At 47.8% G+C, this 20,270-nt stretch carries 16 protein-coding genes; 5 read left to right on the top strand and 11 right to left on the bottom strand.

The window, feature by feature from the left end:
• The first annotated feature begins 296 nt into the window (after positions 1 to 296).
• The gene (locus ACOZB4_RS18470) at positions 297 to 1,991 is read left to right on the top strand and encodes a PucR family transcriptional regulator (protein WP_379412282.1); all 1,695 of its coding nucleotides are present in this window, start codon (positions 297 to 299) and stop codon (positions 1,989 to 1,991) included.
• 191 nt (positions 1,992 to 2,182) lie between these two features.
• Here ACOZB4_RS18470 and ACOZB4_RS18465 read toward each other — a convergent pair whose 3' ends face one another.
• From ACOZB4_RS18465 to ACOZB4_RS18455, 3 genes are all read right to left on the bottom strand, one after another.
• Positions 2,183 to 2,533 carry a response regulator gene (locus ACOZB4_RS18465; RefSeq protein ID WP_379412279.1) on the bottom strand — a complete coding sequence of 117 codons (351 nt, stop codon included), beginning with the start codon at positions 2,531 to 2,533 and terminating at the stop codon, positions 2,183 to 2,185.
• 340 nt (positions 2,534 to 2,873) lie between these two features.
• A complete protein-coding gene (locus ACOZB4_RS18460) occupies positions 2,874 to 3,761 on the bottom strand; it encodes a LysR family transcriptional regulator (RefSeq protein WP_379412276.1) in 888 nt (295 codons plus the stop codon).
• A 37-nt stretch (positions 3,762 to 3,798) separates the two neighbouring features.
• Positions 3,799 to 4,806, bottom strand: coding sequence for a YeiH family protein (locus ACOZB4_RS18455; RefSeq protein ID WP_379412274.1), 1,008 nt, complete (start codon positions 4,804 to 4,806; stop codon positions 3,799 to 3,801).
• 396 nt (positions 4,807 to 5,202) lie between these two features.
• On the opposite strand from ACOZB4_RS18455, the gene ACOZB4_RS18450 reads away from it, so the two are divergent.
• Positions 5,203 to 6,006: a DUF6597 domain-containing transcriptional factor gene (locus ACOZB4_RS18450; protein WP_379412272.1), complete on the top strand. Its 804-nt coding sequence runs from the start codon at positions 5,203 to 5,205 to the stop codon at positions 6,004 to 6,006.
• Between the two features lie 13 nt (positions 6,007 to 6,019).
• On the opposite strand, the gene ACOZB4_RS18445 is transcribed toward ACOZB4_RS18450, so the two are convergent.
• From ACOZB4_RS18445 to ACOZB4_RS18410, 8 genes are all read right to left on the bottom strand, one after another.
• Positions 6,020 to 6,613 carry a VOC family protein gene (locus tag ACOZB4_RS18445; protein WP_379412269.1) on the bottom strand — a complete coding sequence of 198 codons (594 nt, stop codon included), beginning with the start codon at positions 6,611 to 6,613 and terminating at the stop codon, positions 6,020 to 6,022.
• Between the two features lie 341 nt (positions 6,614 to 6,954).
• A complete protein-coding gene (locus tag ACOZB4_RS18440) occupies positions 6,955 to 7,137 on the bottom strand; it encodes a hypothetical protein (protein WP_379412266.1) in 183 nt (60 codons plus the stop codon).
• 278 nt (positions 7,138 to 7,415) lie between these two features.
• The gene (locus tag ACOZB4_RS18435; RefSeq protein WP_379412263.1) at positions 7,416 to 9,494 is read right to left on the bottom strand and encodes an ATP-binding protein; all 2,079 of its coding nucleotides are present in this window, start codon (positions 9,492 to 9,494) and stop codon (positions 7,416 to 7,418) included.
• Between the two features lie 175 nt (positions 9,495 to 9,669).
• A complete protein-coding gene (locus tag ACOZB4_RS18430; RefSeq protein WP_379412260.1) occupies positions 9,670 to 13,023 on the bottom strand; it encodes an S-layer homology domain-containing protein in 3,354 nt (1,117 codons plus the stop codon).
• Positions 13,024 to 13,264: 241 nt separating this feature from the next.
• Positions 13,265 to 13,738, bottom strand: a complete 474-nt coding sequence (locus ACOZB4_RS18425; RefSeq protein WP_379412257.1) for a hypothetical protein — start codon at positions 13,736 to 13,738, stop codon at positions 13,265 to 13,267.
• A 6-nt stretch (positions 13,739 to 13,744) separates the two neighbouring features.
• Positions 13,745 to 14,896: a WXG100 family type VII secretion target gene (locus ACOZB4_RS18420; RefSeq protein ID WP_379412255.1), complete on the bottom strand. Its 1,152-nt coding sequence runs from the start codon at positions 14,894 to 14,896 to the stop codon at positions 13,745 to 13,747.
• Positions 14,897 to 15,178: 282 nt separating this feature from the next.
• On the bottom strand, positions 15,179 to 15,694 hold the full coding sequence (locus ACOZB4_RS18415; RefSeq protein WP_379412251.1) for a hypothetical protein: 516 nt from the start codon (positions 15,692 to 15,694) through the stop codon (positions 15,179 to 15,181).
• A 157-nt stretch (positions 15,695 to 15,851) separates the two neighbouring features.
• The gene (locus ACOZB4_RS18410; protein ID WP_379412248.1) at positions 15,852 to 16,598 is read right to left on the bottom strand and encodes a sugar phosphate isomerase/epimerase family protein; all 747 of its coding nucleotides are present in this window, start codon (positions 16,596 to 16,598) and stop codon (positions 15,852 to 15,854) included.
• A gap of 207 nt (positions 16,599 to 16,805) precedes the next feature.
• Here ACOZB4_RS18410 and ACOZB4_RS18405 point away from each other — a divergent pair, with 207 nt between their 5' ends.
• The 3 genes from ACOZB4_RS18405 to ACOZB4_RS18395 are packed head-to-tail and all read left to right on the top strand — an operon-like array spanning position 16,806 to position 20,212.
• A complete protein-coding gene (locus ACOZB4_RS18405) occupies positions 16,806 to 18,332 on the top strand; it encodes an ABC transporter substrate-binding protein (RefSeq protein WP_379412245.1) in 1,527 nt (508 codons plus the stop codon).
• Positions 18,333 to 18,370: 38 nt separating this feature from the next.
• Positions 18,371 to 19,306, top strand: coding sequence for an ABC transporter permease (locus tag ACOZB4_RS18400; RefSeq protein ID WP_379412242.1), 936 nt, complete (start codon positions 18,371 to 18,373; stop codon positions 19,304 to 19,306).
• Positions 19,307 to 19,324: 18 nt separating this feature from the next.
• Positions 19,325 to 20,212 carry a carbohydrate ABC transporter permease gene (locus tag ACOZB4_RS18395; protein ID WP_076326497.1) on the top strand — a complete coding sequence of 296 codons (888 nt, stop codon included), beginning with the start codon at positions 19,325 to 19,327 and terminating at the stop codon, positions 20,210 to 20,212.
• Positions 20,213 to 20,270 lie beyond the last annotated feature (58 nt).

Here is a 20,270-nt window from a genome sequence, read left to right as displayed (position 1 = left end):
AAGGCCTCATTCACCTTGGATCGGCCATGCCTTAGTTGTGGATAAATGACCTAAGATGCTATACTGAATTCAAATTCAGCCGGTATATAAACGTCGAACGTATAACAGGTGAATGACTTTCCACAGCCAAAAGGATGTTTTGTGAATTATATCACAGTTGAAGTTGCAAACTGCTCCTGACACCCTTATTGTAATCCAGGGCTACGCTCCGGTCATTGTACAGCGAAACTAAAAACTTAGTGTATTCGCTGTGCACATTGCACAATGAAGAACAAAAACAAAGGTGTGTGTTAAGAATGCTAACTATCAGGGACATCCTTCAGATCAAAGCGATCGAAGGCATTAAACTCGTTGCAGGTGCGGCAGGAATTGATCACCAAATATCCATTGTGAATATTATTGAAAATCCGGATGTATTCGATTGGCTTGCTTCGAATGAGCTGCTCTTATCCACAGGATATATTTTTAAAGATAGTGAGGAGCTGCAGAATCGGGTCATTCATGAATTGGCCGCGAACAATTGCGCGGGACTGTGTATCAAAATGAAACGCTATTTTGACCGAATTCCGCAAAACATGATTGATCTGGCGAACAAGTATGGGCTTCCGCTACTGGAGCTCCCTTTTGAATACACGCTCTCCAAGGTGATCGCGATCATTAATGAGAAGACCAATGCCGATTATGACGCGCTGAATCGCAGATCGCTCGACCTGCATAATGCGCTGTTCAAAATTCCGCTGGAAGGGGGCGGCATCGAACAAATTTCGGCGGAGCTAGCCGACATCGTCCATAATCCGATCCTGATTCTTGATCGGGATTGGAATTTGCTCTGCTATACAGACCATCCGGATAATAAGACGCAGCTGCATGAGTTCTTGTCGCTCCAGAAGAACAGGCCCATCTTCCCGTCCGAGTTTACCGAGGCGATCCCGACATACGTAAGCGAAATCAAGAAATCGATCCAGCGCGACTACGATCACAAGCATCGAACCTTCAAATGCCGCATCATGCCGATCTCGGTGTCCAGCCATGTGTACGGATACATCGTCGTCTTCCAAACCGTTCGCAAGCTAACGGCAATGGATAATTTAGCGTTAGAGCACGGCTCTACCATTCTGGCCCTCGATCGCATGAAGGCGAAAGAGCTGGAGGAAGTCAAGCTCAAAATCCGACACGATTTCTTTGACGACCTGCTGTCCGGCAGCATCACCTCGACCGAGACACTGCACTCGCAGTCGGATCTACACGGGCTGAATATCAACTATACCTATTACTGCATGGTCGTTCATATCGAACCGACCCTTCTGGAAAGCTATAAGGATATCGTGTACCGAAAATACGAACTGGAGCATATGGTGAAGAAATGCGTCAACCTGATCCACGGCTTGTCCAGTAAAGCGAACGGGGAGCTTACGTGTTACTACCGAAGCCAGCAGATCATCATATTAGTCGGGAAGAATGAGAATAAACCGCCGGTTACAGTCAACGAAACAAAAGCTTTCGCCCATGAGCTAGTCGAGCTATTGACCCGAGAAATGAAGAAAACGCAGTTTCTAATCGGTATTGGCAGTCAGTATAAGACGTTCTCCTCGCTTCATCGAAGCTTCTTCGAGGCCCAGGAAGCGATGCGATTGATGCAGCGATTCAAAGACATTCGGATCATCTCCCATTTTGAGGATTACGCCGTCTATCATTTTCTCGATTCCAATATCAAGCCTGCCGAGATGGAGGAGTTCTTCCACAACACGCTTGGCGTCATCCATCACCATGATCAAACGTTCAACACCAGCTTTATCTCTACGCTGGAATACTATTTCATGCACAATCAGAACGTAACGGAAGCCGCCAAGGCGATGTTCATTCACCGCAACACCTTTATCTATCGCATCGACAAAATCAAAGAGCTGCTGAATTCCAACTTAAAAAACGCGGACGAGTTATTCCAGATTCAATTGGCACTCAATCTCTATCGACTGCTGAATAAAGGGTAGTCCACGGCAAAGAGACGTGAATGGAAGGATCGCTGGGGAGCGGTCATCATAACTGACAATCTCTATTTGACGATTAAAATTAAGCATTGAGCGCCCTGCTGAAATCCATATACAATAAAACTAATTTCCAGGCAAAGGATTCGATACATAGATGAATACATCAACCTTTACTTGTATGATGAAGCCGGCCATTATTGGGCCAGCACTTTCCTTACGGTCTCCAGCAGCCGTTCTTTATGGAACGGCTTTATGACGAAGTCTTTGGCCCCGGCTTGTATGGCGCTAATGACCAGACTCTTCTGCCCGATGGCGGAGCACATAATGACCTTTGCCTTCGGGTCATGTTTCTTGATCGCCCTAAGGGCTTCTAGCCCGTCCATCTCCGGCATCGTAATATCCATGGTTACCAGATCGGGTTTTACCCGCTTGTATAGATTGACGGCTTCTTCTCCGTTGGCCGCCTCGACCGCGATCTCATGTCCGGCTGTCCGAAGCACATCTTTCAACATTTCTCTCATAAAGGCTGCGTCGTCCACAACCATAATTTTCCCACCTGCATGATCGTTCCTCCTTTTAAACAATGGCAGCGTCTTTGCCTCTTGGCATATACGCCGCCATTACCACTCCTATTTCCCTACCATCACCAGTGTATCAAACGAATCTCACAAATTTCTCGCCCGGATCGGATAAGACGATCAGCATAACAGCAAGCAGACAGGAGCCCCTTTCAGTAAACAAAGTATTTTTTCGAGGTGACACTCATCCGAAAATAAAAAAGAAGCTGCCGCTGCAGCTTCCTAATACCAATCTTGTGCTTCGAGGGTCAGAAAAAAATAACGATTCGTTAACGTCCCCCCGTCATGATGGGTTCATAGAACGAAATTACATCTTGAATTGCCGCAGTTTTTGAATGAACATTTTCACTGCCATCGTGTCAGAAGACTTAGGGTCCAGTAAAATGGAAAAATAGCGGGCAAAACGCTGCCCTTTAACGGAAATGCTGCATAGTTCGCCGGATTCGAGCTCCGTCCGTATCACCCACCGGGAGAGAAGGGCCAGACCTAATCCGGCCACCACCGCTTCTTTCACTCCCTGATTGCTGTTAAAGATGAAGGAGCGTTTGATGCAAAGGCCCAGTTCTCCGATAAATTGATCGCTAAACGCCCGTGTACCGGAGCCATTTTCTCTGAGTACCCAAACCTGGTCTTGCAGTACACCCGGTTCAATGATCTTTTGCAAGCTTAACGGATGATTGCGGGGGGCAACCAAGACCATTTCATCCTCCATAAACGGGGGAGTGACCAAAATATCCTTATATTCGACATTGCCTTCCACCAAACCGATACCGAGCTCGTTGGCAAGAACGCCTTGAGCAATTTCATCTGTATTGGCTATCTTTGCCTGAATGTCAACATGCGGGTATTGAAGAACAAATTCAGCTAAAAGATGGGGCAGTATATATTCGCCTATCGTAAAGCTCGCCCCGACTTTTAACGCCCCGGTAACCTCACCCCGCAAAAGGTGAATTTCCTCCTTGGCCGCTTCGTACGTGGTTAGAATCTGCTTTGCCCGTTTGTACAGGATATCGCCCGCCTCAGTCGTCTTCACGCGGTGGGGGGAACGGTGCATAAGCTTGACCCCGAATTCATTTTCCAAATTGCGGATATGCTGGCTGACACTCGGCTGCGAGAGGTTAAGAATCTCTGCGGCTCGCGAAAAATTGCTCTGTTCCACAACCGTTACATATACCTTTAGTGTTTCTACGATCATTGCTTGTTCCTTTCTTGTTCTACGCGTCTGCTGTTATTCATATCCTTCCAGTCGCCCCGAGCATGATTAGGCTAACCGCAGTTACGACAAACCAAACGATAAGTCCCAAAATAATAGGCTTGATGCCGGCCTTCATCATTTTGCGGAAATCCGCGCTTAGGCCAATCGCAGACAACGCCATGACAATCATAAACTTGGCTAAGATATCCAGAACATGCAGCGCTTGTTCACTAAACAACCCTAACGTATTTAATAAGGAAGCGGCAAGAAACCATACGATAAACCAAGGAAATATTTTTGCAAAGCTGTAAGAGACGGTTTGCCCCGCCGTTGCCGCACGTTTTTTACGTACCCCCATTAAGGCAGCCAGCAGAAGCGAAATCGGAATGATCATCGTCGTTCGTGTCAGCTTGACAATGGTAGCGTAATCTCCGGCTTCATTGCTATATAAGTAACCAGCGGCCACTACTGACGAGGTATCATTAATCGCAGTTCCTGCCAACAAACCAAAGGCGTTGTCTGACATGTCAAGCCAATGGCCGAGCGGGGGGAACAGAAGAACCGCAGCAATGTTGAACAAAAATATGGTCGAAATAGCGTAGGCAATCTCGATTTCTTCGGCCTCGATAATCGGCGAAACGGCCGCAATTGCGGAACCGCCGCAGATGCCTGTTCCAGCCCCGATCAATGTTTTAAGCCTTACCGGGATATTCATCATCCGTCCGAACCCGTAAGCCGCGAGGAAAGAGGCAGCTAAACTGACCATCATCAGTGAAAATGATTCCGAGCCCGTCTGCCATACCTGCGTCAGGCTTAACCCGCAGCCAAGGGCAATAATGGACCACTGCAGCACTTTTTTGGAACAAAACCGGATGCCCGCTTGCGTACTTTTCGGCTTGCCTACCGTATTGTTGATCATAACGCCCAGGACGATGCCAAATACAGGACCGCCAATGATGGGCATTAAGGAACCGAGCCAGGTAGAAAATAGGGCGAGTACAAACACGAATAATAACCCTGGCCCGGAGTTTTGAAGCCATTTCATAAATAATCTCCTAACGCAAATAATTCACCGGTGTTCCTTCATAGTAAGGAGAATAAATGGAAAAGGCCAATACGGATCCTCTATGGTGAAGATAGGTAAAAGTAATGATAGACAGCGGGAAAGCAAAAGGAAAAGATCGATAATCTATCCAGCAATATCGGTGATAATTCCGATAGGAACGATTGGAATCCTTTAACTCAGCCGTAACATAGCGTTCGTCATGAGGAAGCGACTTGCAATCCAGGGGCACGTCGGCTGAGATCAAGAAGTAATCATAAGATCCCAGCAATTAATTCATTTGGCCAACAATCACATGTGTGAAGACTTGACTCATACACCTATGTTATTATACTTGTAACAATTCCCCAAAACTCTTCTATCTTGGAGGGATTACTGATGCAATCAAAACTCGGCAAACCTGTCGGACTGTTAAATGTAAATAAGGAAACACCCAAATTTTCAATTTCCCTTCACTCGCCCTCCGATGATCTAACCCATTTTATCGAACATTATTGGGTTGTCCGCTGGGATCTTCGGGGGCAAGAACCGCACCTTCAGGAAAACTTGCCTCACCCCTCCGTTCATCTTGTGTTTGAAAAAGATAACTCCCGAATTGTGGGAGTCGTGAAAGGGCGATTTTCCGTTCTTCTTCGGGAACAAGGTGCCGTCTTCGGCGTCAAATTCCGACCCGGAGCCTTTTATCCTATTTTGAAAAATCCCGTTTTATCCATAACAAACCGTACGGTACCTTTCCATACAGCCTTCGGAATGGGCAGTCAATCGTTAGAACAACAGCTTTTTGCTCAGGAAACTGCGGAACAGATGATTCCTCATGCCGAGTTTTTTCTTCGGAAACGGCTCCCTGAACCGGATATCCATATCGATTTCATCAATACCATCATCCAATGTGTCATTTCCGATAGAAGCATTGTCAAAGTTGAGGATATTGTAAACCGCTTTTCCATTCCAACGAGACAGCTTCAACTATTATTCCGTCAGTATGTGGGGATCAGTCCCAAATGGATCATTCAGCGCTTCCGACTTCACGAAGCGGTAGAAAAAATGAACCACGGGGATATTCCCGATTGGTCAAAACTTGCTCTGGATCTTGGCTATTACGATCAAGCCCATTTCATTAAAGATTTCAAATCCATCATTGGAAAATCTCCAGAAGAATACACCAAGCTGAATAAATCTTAGTAATTCAGTTTCATTAAAGCGGATGTTTGTATAACTCAATCACATTGCCATCGGGATCCCGTAAATGGACGACTCTGGCATTCCACTCCTGTCGATCATGTGGCTCGTTAAGGAATAATACCCCTTTATTCTTCAAACCGACGTAAACCTCATCGATTTGATCCACCGCAAAACTGAGTAAGAATTTCGATGGTGACTCCACGTCGGTTGGCAGATTTTTTTCGCCAATCACTTCAGATATTTGATGACGTGAAAAGATTTCGATTTTGGTTTCGCCGGTATTAAACGATGCGAATTCCATCCCCTCCGCGTAGTATCCTAATGCAAACTCCATCACATCTCTGTAAAACGCTACACTCTTATGAATATCATTGGTGATCAATCTGATTTGTGACAGTTTCATTGTTTCACTACCTCTCTCTCCAGAATGGGAAAAAACCGATATTACAAGTTTTCCTATGCCGAATGTAACAAAATCGCGAAATCCTGTATTGTAAAAACACGAAATACTTGCCGTGAATTGTGATATTACCCCCTTCAACCCTATCTTTTTTGAAATCTCCTCGATTGTTTTCAATAAATTTTCTTTGAAAATTTGTATATTCATCTGTTTTATTGCTGTCCCTGACCATTAATATCTAGCATTCCTGCCGCTAGAACAGCCGTACCATTAAATCGCTTAATCTATACATATTTTGGATTTTCATGGATTAAACATGCGAAAAAGCTCATTCCTAACTCATATTTAAGGAATAAGCCTTTTATCAATGATCAGTAGGTTCGTTAGTTGTAAAACAATACAAACCTAGTTCATGCATTTTATTTTCTAATACTTTTATATTCTCACTTTCTAATAGTTGAGGATTCAACACAGATATAAAATTTAATAGCTTAACTTCCTCAACAAAAGGAACTATGCTGATTATACTTTCCTTCCATTGTGAATATCTAAATTCCTTGTACGGTTTCCCCGCCAAAAGGACAATCATCAAAGAACAATCCGTATTTATTACCATTAAAATTTAGTTCTATGATCCCTTCTATATCTGGTTTTGTTTGATCAAATTGTTTAGCAGACATTTGTTTAATCTCATCAAAATTATCATATGCTTTAAAGGAAATAGTAAACATTTCCTGTCACCCCTAATCTAATAAATCGTTTAGTCTATACATATTTGTTCCATAAACAGAATCCACATTTCCATTTCTAATAAACACTTTAATTGGCTCACCAAAAACAGTAACTGTATGCAATCCATCGGTTATTCCCTGCTGTTTTAACAGTATCGTGTATCTCTAGTAAAATAGCTCACAAAAAACGCACCTCCTATAGTGATGCGTTTTTCGCTGGCAATCCTATGCAGGAGCCCGTGTAAACAGGCTATTTGATCCTATCTTATCTAGTGTGCTCAGAATTCTGGCCTCATCAAATCGCTCAGCACAATAGCCAGATGTTTTTCGGCCAAACGCATATGGCGGTAAAAGGTGGCTCTGCTCATATGGAAGGATGCTGCGAGCTGGTTTTTGTTCCGGTCCTTGCGCAGATAACTTGCGATTAGAATTTCCTTCTCCAATAGCGTCAAAGGTTCCCTCGAACGTGGATCAGCCAGAATCTCTTGAATTATAGCCCTCACCTGCGCCCCGCTCCAACCCAACCGCCGAATGACAGGGAGTTTCTCCAGCTTGTCCGGGTCGAACAGACCATCCAGTATTTGCTTCATTTCGCTTCTATCAATGGCCGGAGGAACCTCATCTTCCCGTTGATATGTCGGTTGACCTGCTGCTATCTCCGTTTGCCGGATGATTCGCTGAATCCACTGATCAAAGGTCGTCTGCCTAAAATCAAGCTCCCATGTCGTCAATTCGATGCACGCGAATCCCGTCGCTTTCCCGCACGCTTTGAATCCCAGAATCGACAACAAAGAGTTCAACTGCGGATCCCCAGCCGCTAAAATCCCCCGCAGGCCGCCAGTCATATGAACCAGCCATTGCTGCATCAGCAAGGCCCCCAGCTCTTCGGGACGATATAAGGACTGTTCGGAGTTTACCGCGGATATCAGCACAAATATCGTATCGGCTGCCTCCGGAGGAAGCCGATGTAGAGAAGAAGCTTCCTCCCCCAACATCCCCCTGCACCCAGGCGCATATCGTTCCAACAATGGCATACTTAAGGCATGCAGCCATACGCCTGCGCAAAACGCCAGCGGCGTCCCTTTTTCGTCCCGCACGATAAAGATTCCTTCTGGAAAATGAGCTGCAATCTCCTCCAGCAAAACTGGGTAATTGGCAGAGTCGACCAGTTCAGACTGCCAGTCGGAGCCCCGAATAGACGCCTTCAAAAAACGCTGCAAATACGGCAAATCCTCCTGCCGGAACGGCTTCTGCTCGCCGGGTTTCAGGCTTGACGAGAAATTGGCATATGCATGGGCCGAGGGTAAAAATTCGCGGTACAGCTCCAAGATGTGGGCGCTCAGGCGCATCTGCATCCGTTGATCGACCGAATGAAATCGTTCCGCCAGCAGAACAAACGCCTGATGGCGAACCGCTTCGAATTGCGCGGGGTTTCTGCGCGCGAAGTCATCTCGTAACATTCGAGCGACGACCTGGTGCAGCGATATCCCATCCACCGTATCCCGTACGAACGAAAGTGCCCTCAGATGGTAATAGTCCGCCCCTTCCAAAGGCGTATCCAACAGCCGGTTCAGCATGTTGTCGTCGGCTGCAGGCAGAAGCGATAAAACCGTCAGCGCACGGTACACGCCAGGAGAAGCCGCTTCCCGTAAAAATTCGGCGCTCAATACAGACGGAACCTCTCGCCATACATCCCACTGCTCCCCAGACTCGGAAAGCAGCATATCCACGGTCAAGGCAAGCGACAACGGATGGCCCTCCGTCTTCTCGGCAATAGCTCTTTGCCATTCCGCAGACAATCCGCTGCCGTCTAAATAATCGTAGACCTCTTCTCGCGTAAACAGCCTCAAAGGGAACCTTCGTAATTGGGACTTCCATTCCGGATTCGTCTGCCACTTGAGCGGCAATCCATTGCGCGAGGCACATACGATCAACACGCGGGCGGACTTCAACTCAGGAAGAAATCTGGAGAACAGCCACCCTTCCAGCTTTTCGATCTCCTCACCATTGTCTATGAACAACACGGTACGCTGCAGCTGAAGCTCGTTAACGATGTATGGCAGCAGCGCGGATTCCGGAGCCCTGGTTCTGCCGTATTCGGTTGCAAGACTCATCTCTAGACTCGCCAGAAAAGCGCCTGACGTCGTTAAGCCTCCTTGCCCGTCCAGCCAAAGGGAACGTACCGAGGACTGCCTTGCCGTGCGGGCCATTTGCAGCAGCAGCGTTGTTTTACCAATGCCGCCAATCCCTGATATTGAAAAAATGGATGTCTGTCCCCGGGAATCCGCCAGCCAATCCGTAAAACTCTTTATTTCTTGTTCCAAACCGATGATGCGATGTCTTGAAATCCTCTCCATCCGTTACATCCTCACTCCATCCGCTTCTCGCCCGTTGAATCTTACAACTAGTAAACCTGCTATTTTTTTATACTATACTATGTTTCGAGTCTACGAATAGGCTCCATAACGGAATAAACGCAAAAAAACGCGCACATTCTCGGTTGGAATGTGCGCGTCAGCTATTTAACTGCAATTAGTTCATGAAATTCAAGTAGAGCAGCATTCGGTTTAAGAGAAGGGTGCTTTGGGCGCGCGTGGCAAACGCCTGTGGTGCGAACGCAGCATTGCCGACGCCTTCGATCATGCCCGCGGCCAGCAGCTCGGCAGCCGATCCCTTGGCCCACTCGGATACCTGGGCATGGTCCGCAAAGCGTTCCAACGCGGAGGCATCCTGCGGCGGAAGCTCGCCGGCATATAAGACGGCTCTGCTCAGCATAACCACCACCTGCTCTCTCGTGACCCTAGCGTCCGGTCGGAACGAACCGTCGGCGTAGCCTTCAATCAAGCCGGCAGCGGATGCGGCTCCAACCGCACCGGCATACCAAACTTCTTTCGGCCACACGTCCGAATAAGCAGAAAGCTGCGGCTTCTCAGCGAGTCCGAGCGAACGCACGAGCATCGCGACAAACTCGGCGCGGGTCACCGTACGGTTAGGATCAAACGTGCCGTCATCCGATCCGTTCACGATGAGCTTGCTTGCCATCCGCTCGATGTCGCTTTGTCCCCAATGTCCCTGGATATCCTCGAAGGTTCGGTTGGATCGAACCGCGGTGTACACCCCGTTATATGGGCCATAAAAAGTCGCTGTCTTCCCTTCAAAAACGGAAGGAACGAAGCGCAGCTTCCCTGCGTCATCCACCCACACGACGGTGGAACGGTCAGGTTCTGCAGCTGCGTTCATCGAGAATGCCCGCTCCATGTACGTTCCTTCCGCTTCGATTCTTACATCGCCGTCGCTGTATAGCTCAAAGCTCGTCGGCGTAGCCAGCATGTCATGCCCTTGACGAGTCAATACCTCATCCAGCTGACGGCTTGCGGAATCTGTCATTTTCGCAATAGCGACCGTTGCGGTCGTTCGTTTCGGGAGGTCACTTAGCACGTGCAGCGGAACGCTGTAGCTTGCCCCGTCCACCCCAAACCGAATGGCTGCATTCGGCTTGGCCGCAAGGAGAACATGCAGCGCTTCAGCCGGAAGGTCTACCTTCACCACCGGATCCTCATTGTCGATGTCGATGACGATATCGTCCCCGCCAGCGGCCCATGACCGAATCAGCTCGGAGCCCAGCATTAATCTCAGAACCGTGCGCCCGTCATGCTCCTGCTCTTTTTTGGCGGTTACCCGAACTTGTTGACCATTGATCGTTACGATCATCCTTGGATCCGGTGCAGGAATAGAAGCAGGAACAGGAGGAACCCAGCTATAGGTTGGAGGTTCCGGTTTAGGGATATAGACAGCTCTCAGATCGATGCGTCCTACGTCGACCGTCTCCCCAGCTAAAACATTCACGGTTGTCACATAATCGTTATACGTCGCTGCTGTCACCGTGAGTGCATGGCGGCCTGCCGCTACGTTATTCAGCGTAAATCTCCCCTCGGCGTCGGTCATATCCTTCGTTCCGCCCACTGATACCGCTGCACCAACCAGCGGTGTGTTACCTGCACCGTAGACTGCACCGATCACCGTCCCCGTGCTCGCTGGAGCCGATTGTACCGTCACAGCGGCGACAGCCGTGTACCCGCCATCGGCAGTTGTCACCGTAACGACCGTCGTACCTTCAGCGATCGGCGTCACCTCGCCGCTCTGATCCACCTGGGCGACGGCTGAATCGCTGGAAGTCCAGGATACCATCTGATTCGTCGCATTCGCCGGCATAAGGACGGCCGTCAGCTTCTGCGAAGCACCTTCTGCCGTAAGGGTCAATTCCGTCTGATCCAGCGTCACTCCCGTCACGCGGACCTGGTCTCGAATATGGGTCGCTTCCACCTGTACGCTGCTCCATGCCTGAATACGCTGCTGTGCATCCAGCTCAAACACCTGATGATACTGACCCGGAATCGGATCCACAATGTCCGCTCCTAGCGAGTACAAGACCGCTTCGCCAGGCAACGCATCACCCACTAGGGGTCGCACACCGGCATCTGACCCGAGCAGATAAGCAAACGTATGTCCCGGGTCGCCCGGAACCGCCGTCACACTCGTCGAGCCGTTCGCGCTGCCTGGACTAATAGCAAGCCCGCCGATGTCCGGTGCAGGTTGATCCACGTTCAGGGTCAACACAGCGCTGGCGATGTTCTGGCCTGCATCGGTCGCTGAAACCGTAACCGGGAACGTACCGCTCACCGTAGCGCTGCCTTCGATCGTGCCATAAGCAGTCATCGATAGGCCATCGGGAAGTCCGGAGGCACTCCAAACCAGTCCTCCTCTTGCGCCATCGAAAGCATCAATCGCAATCGAATAGGGAACGTCCTTGACTGCCCGCTGAAGATCGGTTGTCAAGATGCCCGGGCGCAAATAAGGATAACCCCTATTGACGCCAGCATCGACGGCCCACGTGTTCGCGAAATCCCAACCGCCATAATTGGAGGCTGCCTTCATGTCGTTGGTCGTAAGGCCTGTGAGTTGAATCGAGCCTGGCCCAGCTCCCTCTCCTGCACCAATGGTTTGTGTGGTAGCAACGTTATCGAAATACGAGGCATGAATCGAAGGATTCGTCGAGGTGAAAATGAATCCGACAAAGCCGCCCATCGCACCATGGCTGAATCTTCCGGATTGCGTGACTTCTGTCGACGCATAACTATTGGCGATCGCCCCATATACCAGGTGTCCCACCAATCCTCCCCCAAAGAAAAAGTGGTCGCCACCCGAATTGGTAACCGATCCTGTGGCATAAGAGTCGCTAATGGAGCCTGCACCTTGGGAACCGACAAGCCCTCCGGCATATTGGTTGGAGGAATCGCCACTCTTAACGGAAGCGGATGAAGAAGAACGAATAATGTTCGAATTACCGTATGCCGCCCCCGCCAGCCCGCCTGCTACGCTCACGCCCCCGTAAACCGTATTTCCGCTCGTAACAGTACCCTGCGAATACGAGTTGATAATGCTGCCGCCCGTTAGCTGGCTCACCAATCCGCCGGCATAGCTGCCGCCGTTCACTTGAACCGTGACGCCCAAGTTACGGATCGTACCCGACACGCGGCCGAAGAAACCGACATCCTGCAGCGTTCCACCTTCGATCACAAGGCCCCTGATCTGGTGCCCCTTGCCGTCAAATATCCCGCTGAAGGCTGCTGCTTCATTACCGATCGGGACCCACTCGTAGCCGGTCATATCGATGTCGCCGGTCAATTGGATATTCCGATCCAGATAAGATGCTTGATTCCGACTGATATAAGCCAGTTCTTCTGCGGTCCCAACCCACACCCAACCGTCTGCTTCGGACGGGACCGAGTCGTTACCGGCCCGAACCACAGACAAAGCGGAAGCCAAGGGAGCAAGCACCATCGAAAAAATGAGCGTTACTGCCAGAATGATGGACATTTTTTTCATAAACAGGTTTCTCCTTTGCATCAGTACAATCATCGATGAGTCATAGAAACACGCCGTGATCTGATAAATTTCAACATCTTCAATTAAGTGTAATACAACTATTGAACAAGAACTGTCTCATTTTTGTTTCAAGTTCAATGAGGCCTGATATAACGGAAAAACCGAGCGAATACAGGGAGGGGCCCTGAGTCTTCGCTCGGTTTGATTTTAGTGTATGAGTTCTAGCATGTAATGACTATCATTAGTTTGACAATCTGTCCTCAATATAAGAATGGTCCAGTAAACCAAGCAGGCTTTTGGTTAAATATCTCTTCTGGTATTGATTTAAATCATTATTAACAATTAACTGACCGTTCTCTTTTCTAAGTAGTTGATCCGAACCATTCTCCAAAAATAGTAGATTACCATCAATCTTGTTCATGATCTTCCCAATAACTTTAAACAAATATTCTAAACCTTGATAAAATGTGTTACCAAATAGTTGAATTCTAATACATTGGTTAACATTGAGATTGTAATGATTTCTAACAAAAGCTATATCAGAAATATCATCGATTTCGAGAGCCAGCGAAAAAAATTCAGTGCTGATCACTATTTCTTCTTCGTTATTGTGAAGTGATACGTTTTGATTTACAGATTCAGCTACTATTTTTTGTATGATTTCTGCTAGCGATTTGGAACTTAAATTTGATTCAAGAAACAATTCGCAATCCATTCATTTCTAACCTCCGAATACACGTGTTATTTTTCCGTCGTTTACAATAATTAATTCTTTTAAACTCTTCAAATCTCCATTAGGATTTGCTTTCCTTAGAATTCCCTCAGTGATCTCACTTATTTTTTCTACGGCAAAGTTATCTAAATTAAGAACAATTCTGTCTGCCTGTGCTTTAGTCTTAGTTCTAATGTTTCTAAGAACATTATCAACATTCGTATCTTGTGTAGGTGCATAACAATCAAATACTTTACCTTCAATCAGAAAATCTGGGTTTGACGTTTCTTTTATACCGTGTCCATTCCCACCATTAACTTCATCTAGCATTTCAATGTTATATCCCCGATCTGCCAGCAGATCGGCGGTTTCATTCTCTTTCTTAACACCGTGGGAGTCGCCCTGTGTATACTTCCCTTTAGGTTTACTTCCCTCAGGTAAAGAAGGTTCTGTTAGATTAGTTTTTCCAACAACAACCTTCCCTCCATCCCCACCCGAATCATGCTTCAGGTGCGGGTGGGTCTTCACGCCGATCCGGCGTGTGGCCAAGCCAGCTAGGATCATGGCAGCCTGCTGCCCCATATAATTGGACGCGCCGCCCGAATCCTCGATGTCTGCGGCAAACTTTTCCCGGGTATCGGCATCAAAGATCATTTTGCCTCCCCAAACCGCCGTGTCGATGATCTCTTCCGCCGTCCCGATAGTTGCATTATAGGCCATGTCCTTTGCAGTGCCAAGCGGGTCTTCCACCAAGGATGTGGCCGTATCCTTTACCGAATTTGCTACGGACTTCGCCCCGGTCTGCAGCCCCTGCCAGAAGTCCCCCGCCTGGTCCCAGAACGTTTTGGGCTCGTTCGCAGCGCTCGCTGCAGCTGCCGCGATCATGAGATCTTCATGCATATCAGCTGAAATAAACCGGAAAGCAATGGTTTTCAATTCTTGACCGATGATCCGAAGATGTTCAATCGTTTTATTCATTTCGCCATGGGCGTGCTGAAAATCTTCGAAAAACCGCGAACGGGTCGTACCTTCCCACGATGACATCATATATGAAATCTGCTGGTCCAGCCGATTCTTGGTCGTTTCCAGTTCTTCCGCTGCCCTTGTGGCTTCCTCCGACACCCGAATCAACACCTCAGGCGGGACAAGTATTCTAGGCATTTGCATCCTCTCCAACGGTTCATTGGACTTTATTGTAACCGCCTTCCAGGATACGGAAAAGGCCCCAGAGTCCTTCATATCAAAGGCATTGAAGTATGTAATTTGGAAGAAGCAAGTCATTCATGCTCCAATATGGTACAGAAGCCCCAATATACCTCAGTTGACTCTAGCTTAGTGACAACCTTGGTTGGCATGATAGTGTTTCCCAAATAAAAACAGCCATAAAGGGATACCTTCCATGGCTGTTCGTACTTACTCATATTTCGTTTCACTGACCCTCGACTAGCTCTTAATAAACACAATTTTTACGCCGACCACCTGCTCTTGCTCATTCACGGCCTTATACACGCCGTAGGCACCATCGCCCATGCCGGTTCGAGATACGACGCCTCCATCCAGAACGCCCGCTTCTTCTCCACTCCCGGTGATGTCGCAGCAGGCATAATACCATTCCGTATCCGTATCCGAGCTGTCCGAGGTCGAATCCGCATCCGGAATTCGGTACTTTTGAATATCAAAAATCCCGGCCTGCCCGCTATCCACCCCAGCTACAAAAGGACACTTGATCCACTCCAGGAATGCCCCCTGTTCAGCTGCCGAGTGATGGTAAGCCGTTAGCTTGGCGTTGGCTTCGCCCCAATCCGGGATCTCCACCTTCTCCACTTCCCCTACCCACGTTCCATTCAATACGGCTTCCAACACACCCATAATAATAATGTTCGTATCCAATTCATAACAAGGATCGGCCACAACCAATTGTCCGGAATTCACTTCAAAATGGCCCAGTTGAATGTTCAATGAAGATACCTCCAATAACAACGTATGATGGTTCTATTTTAGCACGTATGATCGGAAGTGTTTAAATGGTGTCCGAGCCACCTCAATACAACGTTTTTTACAGTCAGACTTACACCCATTAGACAAAGATTTTAGTCTACCTATCAACCAATGCCCCTTATAGCATTGATTTCACGTGGTCGAGCGAAATCTTGACACTCTCATAGCCATCGATCTTAATTCGGTCCTGCTCAACAACGACCCACTCGTAGCCCGAGGACTTGGCCTTCTCGATAATGCCTTTCAGATCAAGAATGCCTGTTCCCACCTCGGTCATCTCTTTGCCTTCTTTATTCACCATGTCCTTCACGTGAACCGTCTTGCAGCGTGAGCCGAAACGTTCCATGACCTCTACAGGCTCACGGTCAGCATGCGTTGTCCAAAACATATCGATTTCAAAACCCAGCTCCGTTTCCGTTGTTGCTTCTCGCAGCATTTCGAGTATGGGTTGATCACCGAACTCGTTCGTGAACTCATGATAATGATTATGATATAGAAGATCCATACCGGCTGCCTTGATCTTCGGGCCCATCTCTTTTACGATCTCTATCAGGCTATGTACGTCTTCCATCGATTCCATCTTATAGTAAGGGATCACGATATAGGAAGAGCCGATGACTTGATTGTAAGCAATAACCTCTTCCAAATGATCCAGCAGCTCCTCCATTCGCGTATGGCTGCCCATGGCTTCCAGTCCCGCCTTCTCCAGCATCGACTTCATCTCTTCTGCCGGAATATCAGCAAATCCCGCAAATTCAACACCATCATAACCGTTCTCGCTTACCTTTCTAAGCTTCGCAGCGAAATCTTCCTGATCGTAATCGCGCAAAGTATACAGCTGTAACGCAACCTTCAGATGTGTCATGCCTAATCCGCCTCATTTCTGATGTTAAGTTATGGCAAAGATCCTGCACCATCTTAGCACAAACCTGTTTACGGGGAATCAACAAATGCGGCTTTCCGGACAACAAGTCATTTTTTCAATCATTTAAGACATTATTTTTACAGATACGCGTTCACCTTGTTTGTTAAGATATTAAACAAGATTCTACTAGAGAAGGGTGTTGTCAAAATGAAACGAATACTGTCATGCGCACTGGTTATTATAACAGCGCTTTCAATCCTTGCCGCTTGCGGAGGCAAAGATTCCGGATCCGGCGCTAAGAACGATTCGGGACCTATCACTGAAGGAGATTTGAAAGAAAAGGAGCTCGTGAAGCTCAACGTTGTCATGATGGGCAATAACAAGAAAGATACCGCAGAGGTCGTGGAGGCCGTTAACGAAATCACAAGAGAAAAGCTGAATGTTGAAATGGACCTCACGTACATTTCGTACGGGAATTACGTACAACAGACGACAATGATGCTGGCCTCCGGTAAGGGAGTGGACTTGCTTCCGATCTACATGACGCCACTGGCTACGGTTGCCAACAACGGTCAGATCATCCCGCTTAACGATTTGCTCGAGAAGTATGGTCAAGACCTCGTTAAAGAAATCGGGCCTGAGTACATCGAGAGCGGCCGCATAGGCGATGACATTTACGGTATTACGACAGGTCGCGACCTTGCCAAGGCCTATGGCTTCCAAATGAGAAAAGACTTGGCGGATAAATACAACATCGATTACGCCAATATCAAAACACTCGATCAGTTGGAAGAAGCGCTGACAACGATCCGCGAGAATGAACCCAACGTAATCCCTGTCGTTCCATCGAATGGCGAGCTGGTTCGTAACTGGGGCTGGGATACGCTTGGCGACGATATGACCAACCTTGGCGTACTGATGGATTTTGGCAAGGAACTGAAGGTTGTCAACTTGTATGAAACCGAGTTTTACAAAGATTTTGTTACACGCACGCACAAATGGTATCAATCCGGCCTGATCATGAAAGATGCGATTAACAATACGGAAAGTGCCGGCACGCTGATGAAAGCAGGCAGCGCATTTGGCGGATTTGCCAACCTGAAGCCTGGATTTGCCGTACAGGAGACGAGAAATTGGAACACGGAAATCGTCGTATCCGAAATCATTCCTCCTTATACAACAACCTCTGACGTGCAAATGGCTACTTGGACGATCAGCAGCGGAAGTGAGCATCCCGAAGCGGCGATGAAATTGCTGAATCTGATGTATACCGATCCTGTAATTGTGAACCTGCTGATCTACGGTATTCAGGATAAGCACTATGTAACCGTTGGCGATGCTGCGAATGGACAATCTATGATCGACTTCCCTGAAGGCGTAAATGGCGGCAACAGCGGATATCCCCCGACTAGCGGCTGGATTTGGACAAATCAAACCATTGGTCATGTATGGAAAGGCAACCCGGCTGATTATTGGGAAGTTCAGAAGGAATTTAACAACACGGCCACCCGCTCTGCAGCATACGGCTTCACCTTTGATTCAAGCCGTGTACGAAACCAGATGACTGCGGCGTCCAATGTCGTTGCTAAATACCACGAGGCCTTGATGTGCGGGGTTCTTGACCCTGAAACGACATTGCCGATCTTCCAGAAGGAACTGAAGGATGCGGGCATTGACGACATTATTGCCGAGAAGCAATCCCAGCTTGATAAGTGGGCTGCTAATAATAAATAATCTTTTTTCGATTATTGGCTGAAAGGAGAATGGCCATCATGGCGGCACCAAAGGTAAAAAGAGCTGGAAAAACCGGTTATAAACGCTTTATTCCCATGTACATCATGATGATTCCAGGCCTTATTTACCTGCTGATCAACAACTATGTACCAATGGCTGGCATCATCATCGCGTTTAAACATATTAACTGGAATAAAGGGATTATCGATAGCCCGTTTGCAGGCTTAAGCAACTTTGAATACCTCTTCAAGACGAAGGAGGCATGGATCATTACCCGAAACACCCTGGGATACAACCTTGCTTTTATTATTTTGGGGACTGTTTTAGCCGTTGCCATTGCCATAGTCTTAAATGAAATTCGTTCGAAGTTTTGGAAAAAGAGCTACCAAACGATGATCCTGCTGCCTTATCTGATTTCCATTGTCGTCGTAAGTTATCTTGTATTCGCCTTGTTTAGCTCCGAGTCCGGTTTTATCAATCACTCCATTCTGGAGCCTCTCGGACTGAAGAGCATTTCATGGTACACGGAGCCGAAATACTGGCCCTATATACTAACCATTGTGCATCTATGGAAAACCGTCGGATATAGCTGCATCATCTACTATGCAACCGTAGTCGGCATTGATCGGGGCTACTATGAAGCGGCTGTTATTGATGGGGCGAACCGGTGGAAGCAGATCGTTCATATCACATTGCCTTCTCTGAAGCCAACGATGATTACGCTCGTGCTGCTTGCAATCGGAACGATATTCTATTCCGACTTCGGACTGTTCTACCAGGTACCGATGGATTCCGGTCCGCTATACGATGTTACCAATACGATTGACACCTATGTTTATCGCGGCTTGATCAAATTGAACGATGTGGGCATGTCCTCTGCCGCAGGTGTGTACCAATCGCTGGTCGGATTCACGCTTGTCTACATCGCCAATCGACTCGTTATTAAATTCAGCAAAGAGAACGCGCTATTCTGACGCAAAGGAGATTCGAACATGGTTGATAATAGTAGAGCGTTTCAGATCATAGCGAATATTCTAATGTTCTTGTTCATGATATTCTGCTTGTTTCCGTTTGTACTGCTAGTCGTCTCTTCCTTTACCGATGAGGGCACACTGATCCGGAACGGTTACTCGCTGTTTCCCGAGAAGTTCAGTTTGGAAAGCTATGCGTACATGTATGAAAGACTCGATACGATTGTACGTGCCTACGGCATCACTGTCTTCGTCACGGTTGTCGGCACGGTTACCAGCTTGATAATCACCGTATTGCTGGCTTACCCTCTCTCCAGAAGAGATTTGCCCCATCGCGGAAAATTCGCTTTCTTCGTCTTTTTCACGATGCTGTTCAACGGCGGGTTAGTACCTACGTATATTATGTGGACCCGCTATTTAAACATTGATAATACAATTTGGGCTTTGATCATTCCCGCCCTGCTGCTCAATGCCTTCTATGTCATCATGATGCGTACGTACTTTACGACGACCATACCTGACGAAGTCATTGAAGCCGGAAGAATCGACGGTGCCGGAGAATTCCGCATTCTCTTCCGCATCGTTCTCCCCATGTCGCTGCCGATGGTCGCGACGCTGTCGCTCCTCATTGGACTCAACTATTGGAACGACTGGAGAAACGGTCTGTATTACTTAACGGATCATAGCTTGTTCAGTGTACAAAATATGCTGAATACGATGCTGCAGGATGTTAGATTCCTTGCAAGCGGCGGAGCTGGCGGCAACGCTAGTGAAATTGCATCCAATATGCCTAGCGTAGGGATTAAGATGGCGATCGCCGTCGTCGGGGCTTTACCGATTATGATGGTGTACCCATTCTTCCAAAGGTATTTCGTAAAAGGGATTACGGTCGGAGCCGTTAAAGGTTAGACCTTGCTTTCTCACAAAAAAGGACAAGAAGCACAGCATGAATGTTCATCATCTTGCT

The sequence above is a fragment of the Paenibacillus sp. NPDC058898 genome (assembly GCF_049316025.1).
GTDB lineage: Bacteria > Bacillota > Bacilli > Paenibacillales > Paenibacillaceae > Paenibacillus_AQ.
Note: the sequence above shows the minus strand (reverse complement) of the source record. Positions and strands in the feature narration are given on the sequence as shown.

Coding starts and splice junctions, on each gene's coding strand:
- ACOZB4_RS18410 (WP_379412248.1), bottom strand. CDS start 16,598: ATGACACATCTGAAGGTTGCGTTACAGCTGTATACTTTGCGCGATTAC.
- ACOZB4_RS18425 (WP_379412257.1), bottom strand. CDS start 13,738: ATGGATTGCGAATTGTTTCTTGAATCAAATTTAAGTTCCAAATCGCTA.
- ACOZB4_RS18450 (WP_379412272.1), top strand. CDS start 5,203: ATGCAATCAAAACTCGGCAAACCTGTCGGACTGTTAAATGTAAATAAG.
- ACOZB4_RS18405 (WP_379412245.1), top strand. CDS start 16,806: ATGAAACGAATACTGTCATGCGCACTGGTTATTATAACAGCGCTTTCA.
- ACOZB4_RS18445 (WP_379412269.1), bottom strand. CDS start 6,613: ATGAATATACAAATTTTCAAAGAAAATTTATTGAAAACAATCGAGGAG.
- ACOZB4_RS18395 (WP_076326497.1), top strand. CDS start 19,325: ATGGTTGATAATAGTAGAGCGTTTCAGATCATAGCGAATATTCTAATG.
- ACOZB4_RS18465 (WP_379412279.1), bottom strand. CDS start 2,533: ATGGTTGTGGACGACGCAGCCTTTATGAGAGAAATGTTGAAAGATGTG.
- ACOZB4_RS18435 (WP_379412263.1), bottom strand. CDS start 9,494: ATGGAGAGGATTTCAAGACATCGCATCATCGGTTTGGAACAAGAAATA.
- ACOZB4_RS18430 (WP_379412260.1), bottom strand. CDS start 13,023: ATGAAAAAAATGTCCATCATTCTGGCAGTAACGCTCATTTTTTCGATG.
- ACOZB4_RS18400 (WP_379412242.1), top strand. CDS start 18,371: ATGGCGGCACCAAAGGTAAAAAGAGCTGGAAAAACCGGTTATAAACGC.
- ACOZB4_RS18455 (WP_379412274.1), bottom strand. CDS start 4,806: ATGAAATGGCTTCAAAACTCCGGGCCAGGGTTATTATTCGTGTTTGTA.
- ACOZB4_RS18440 (WP_379412266.1), bottom strand. CDS start 7,137: ATGTTTACTATTTCCTTTAAAGCATATGATAATTTTGATGAGATTAAA.
- ACOZB4_RS18470 (WP_379412282.1), top strand. CDS start 297: ATGCTAACTATCAGGGACATCCTTCAGATCAAAGCGATCGAAGGCATT.
- ACOZB4_RS18420 (WP_379412255.1), bottom strand. CDS start 14,896: ATGCCTAGAATACTTGTCCCGCCTGAGGTGTTGATTCGGGTGTCGGAG.
- ACOZB4_RS18460 (WP_379412276.1), bottom strand. CDS start 3,761: ATGATCGTAGAAACACTAAAGGTATATGTAACGGTTGTGGAACAGAGC.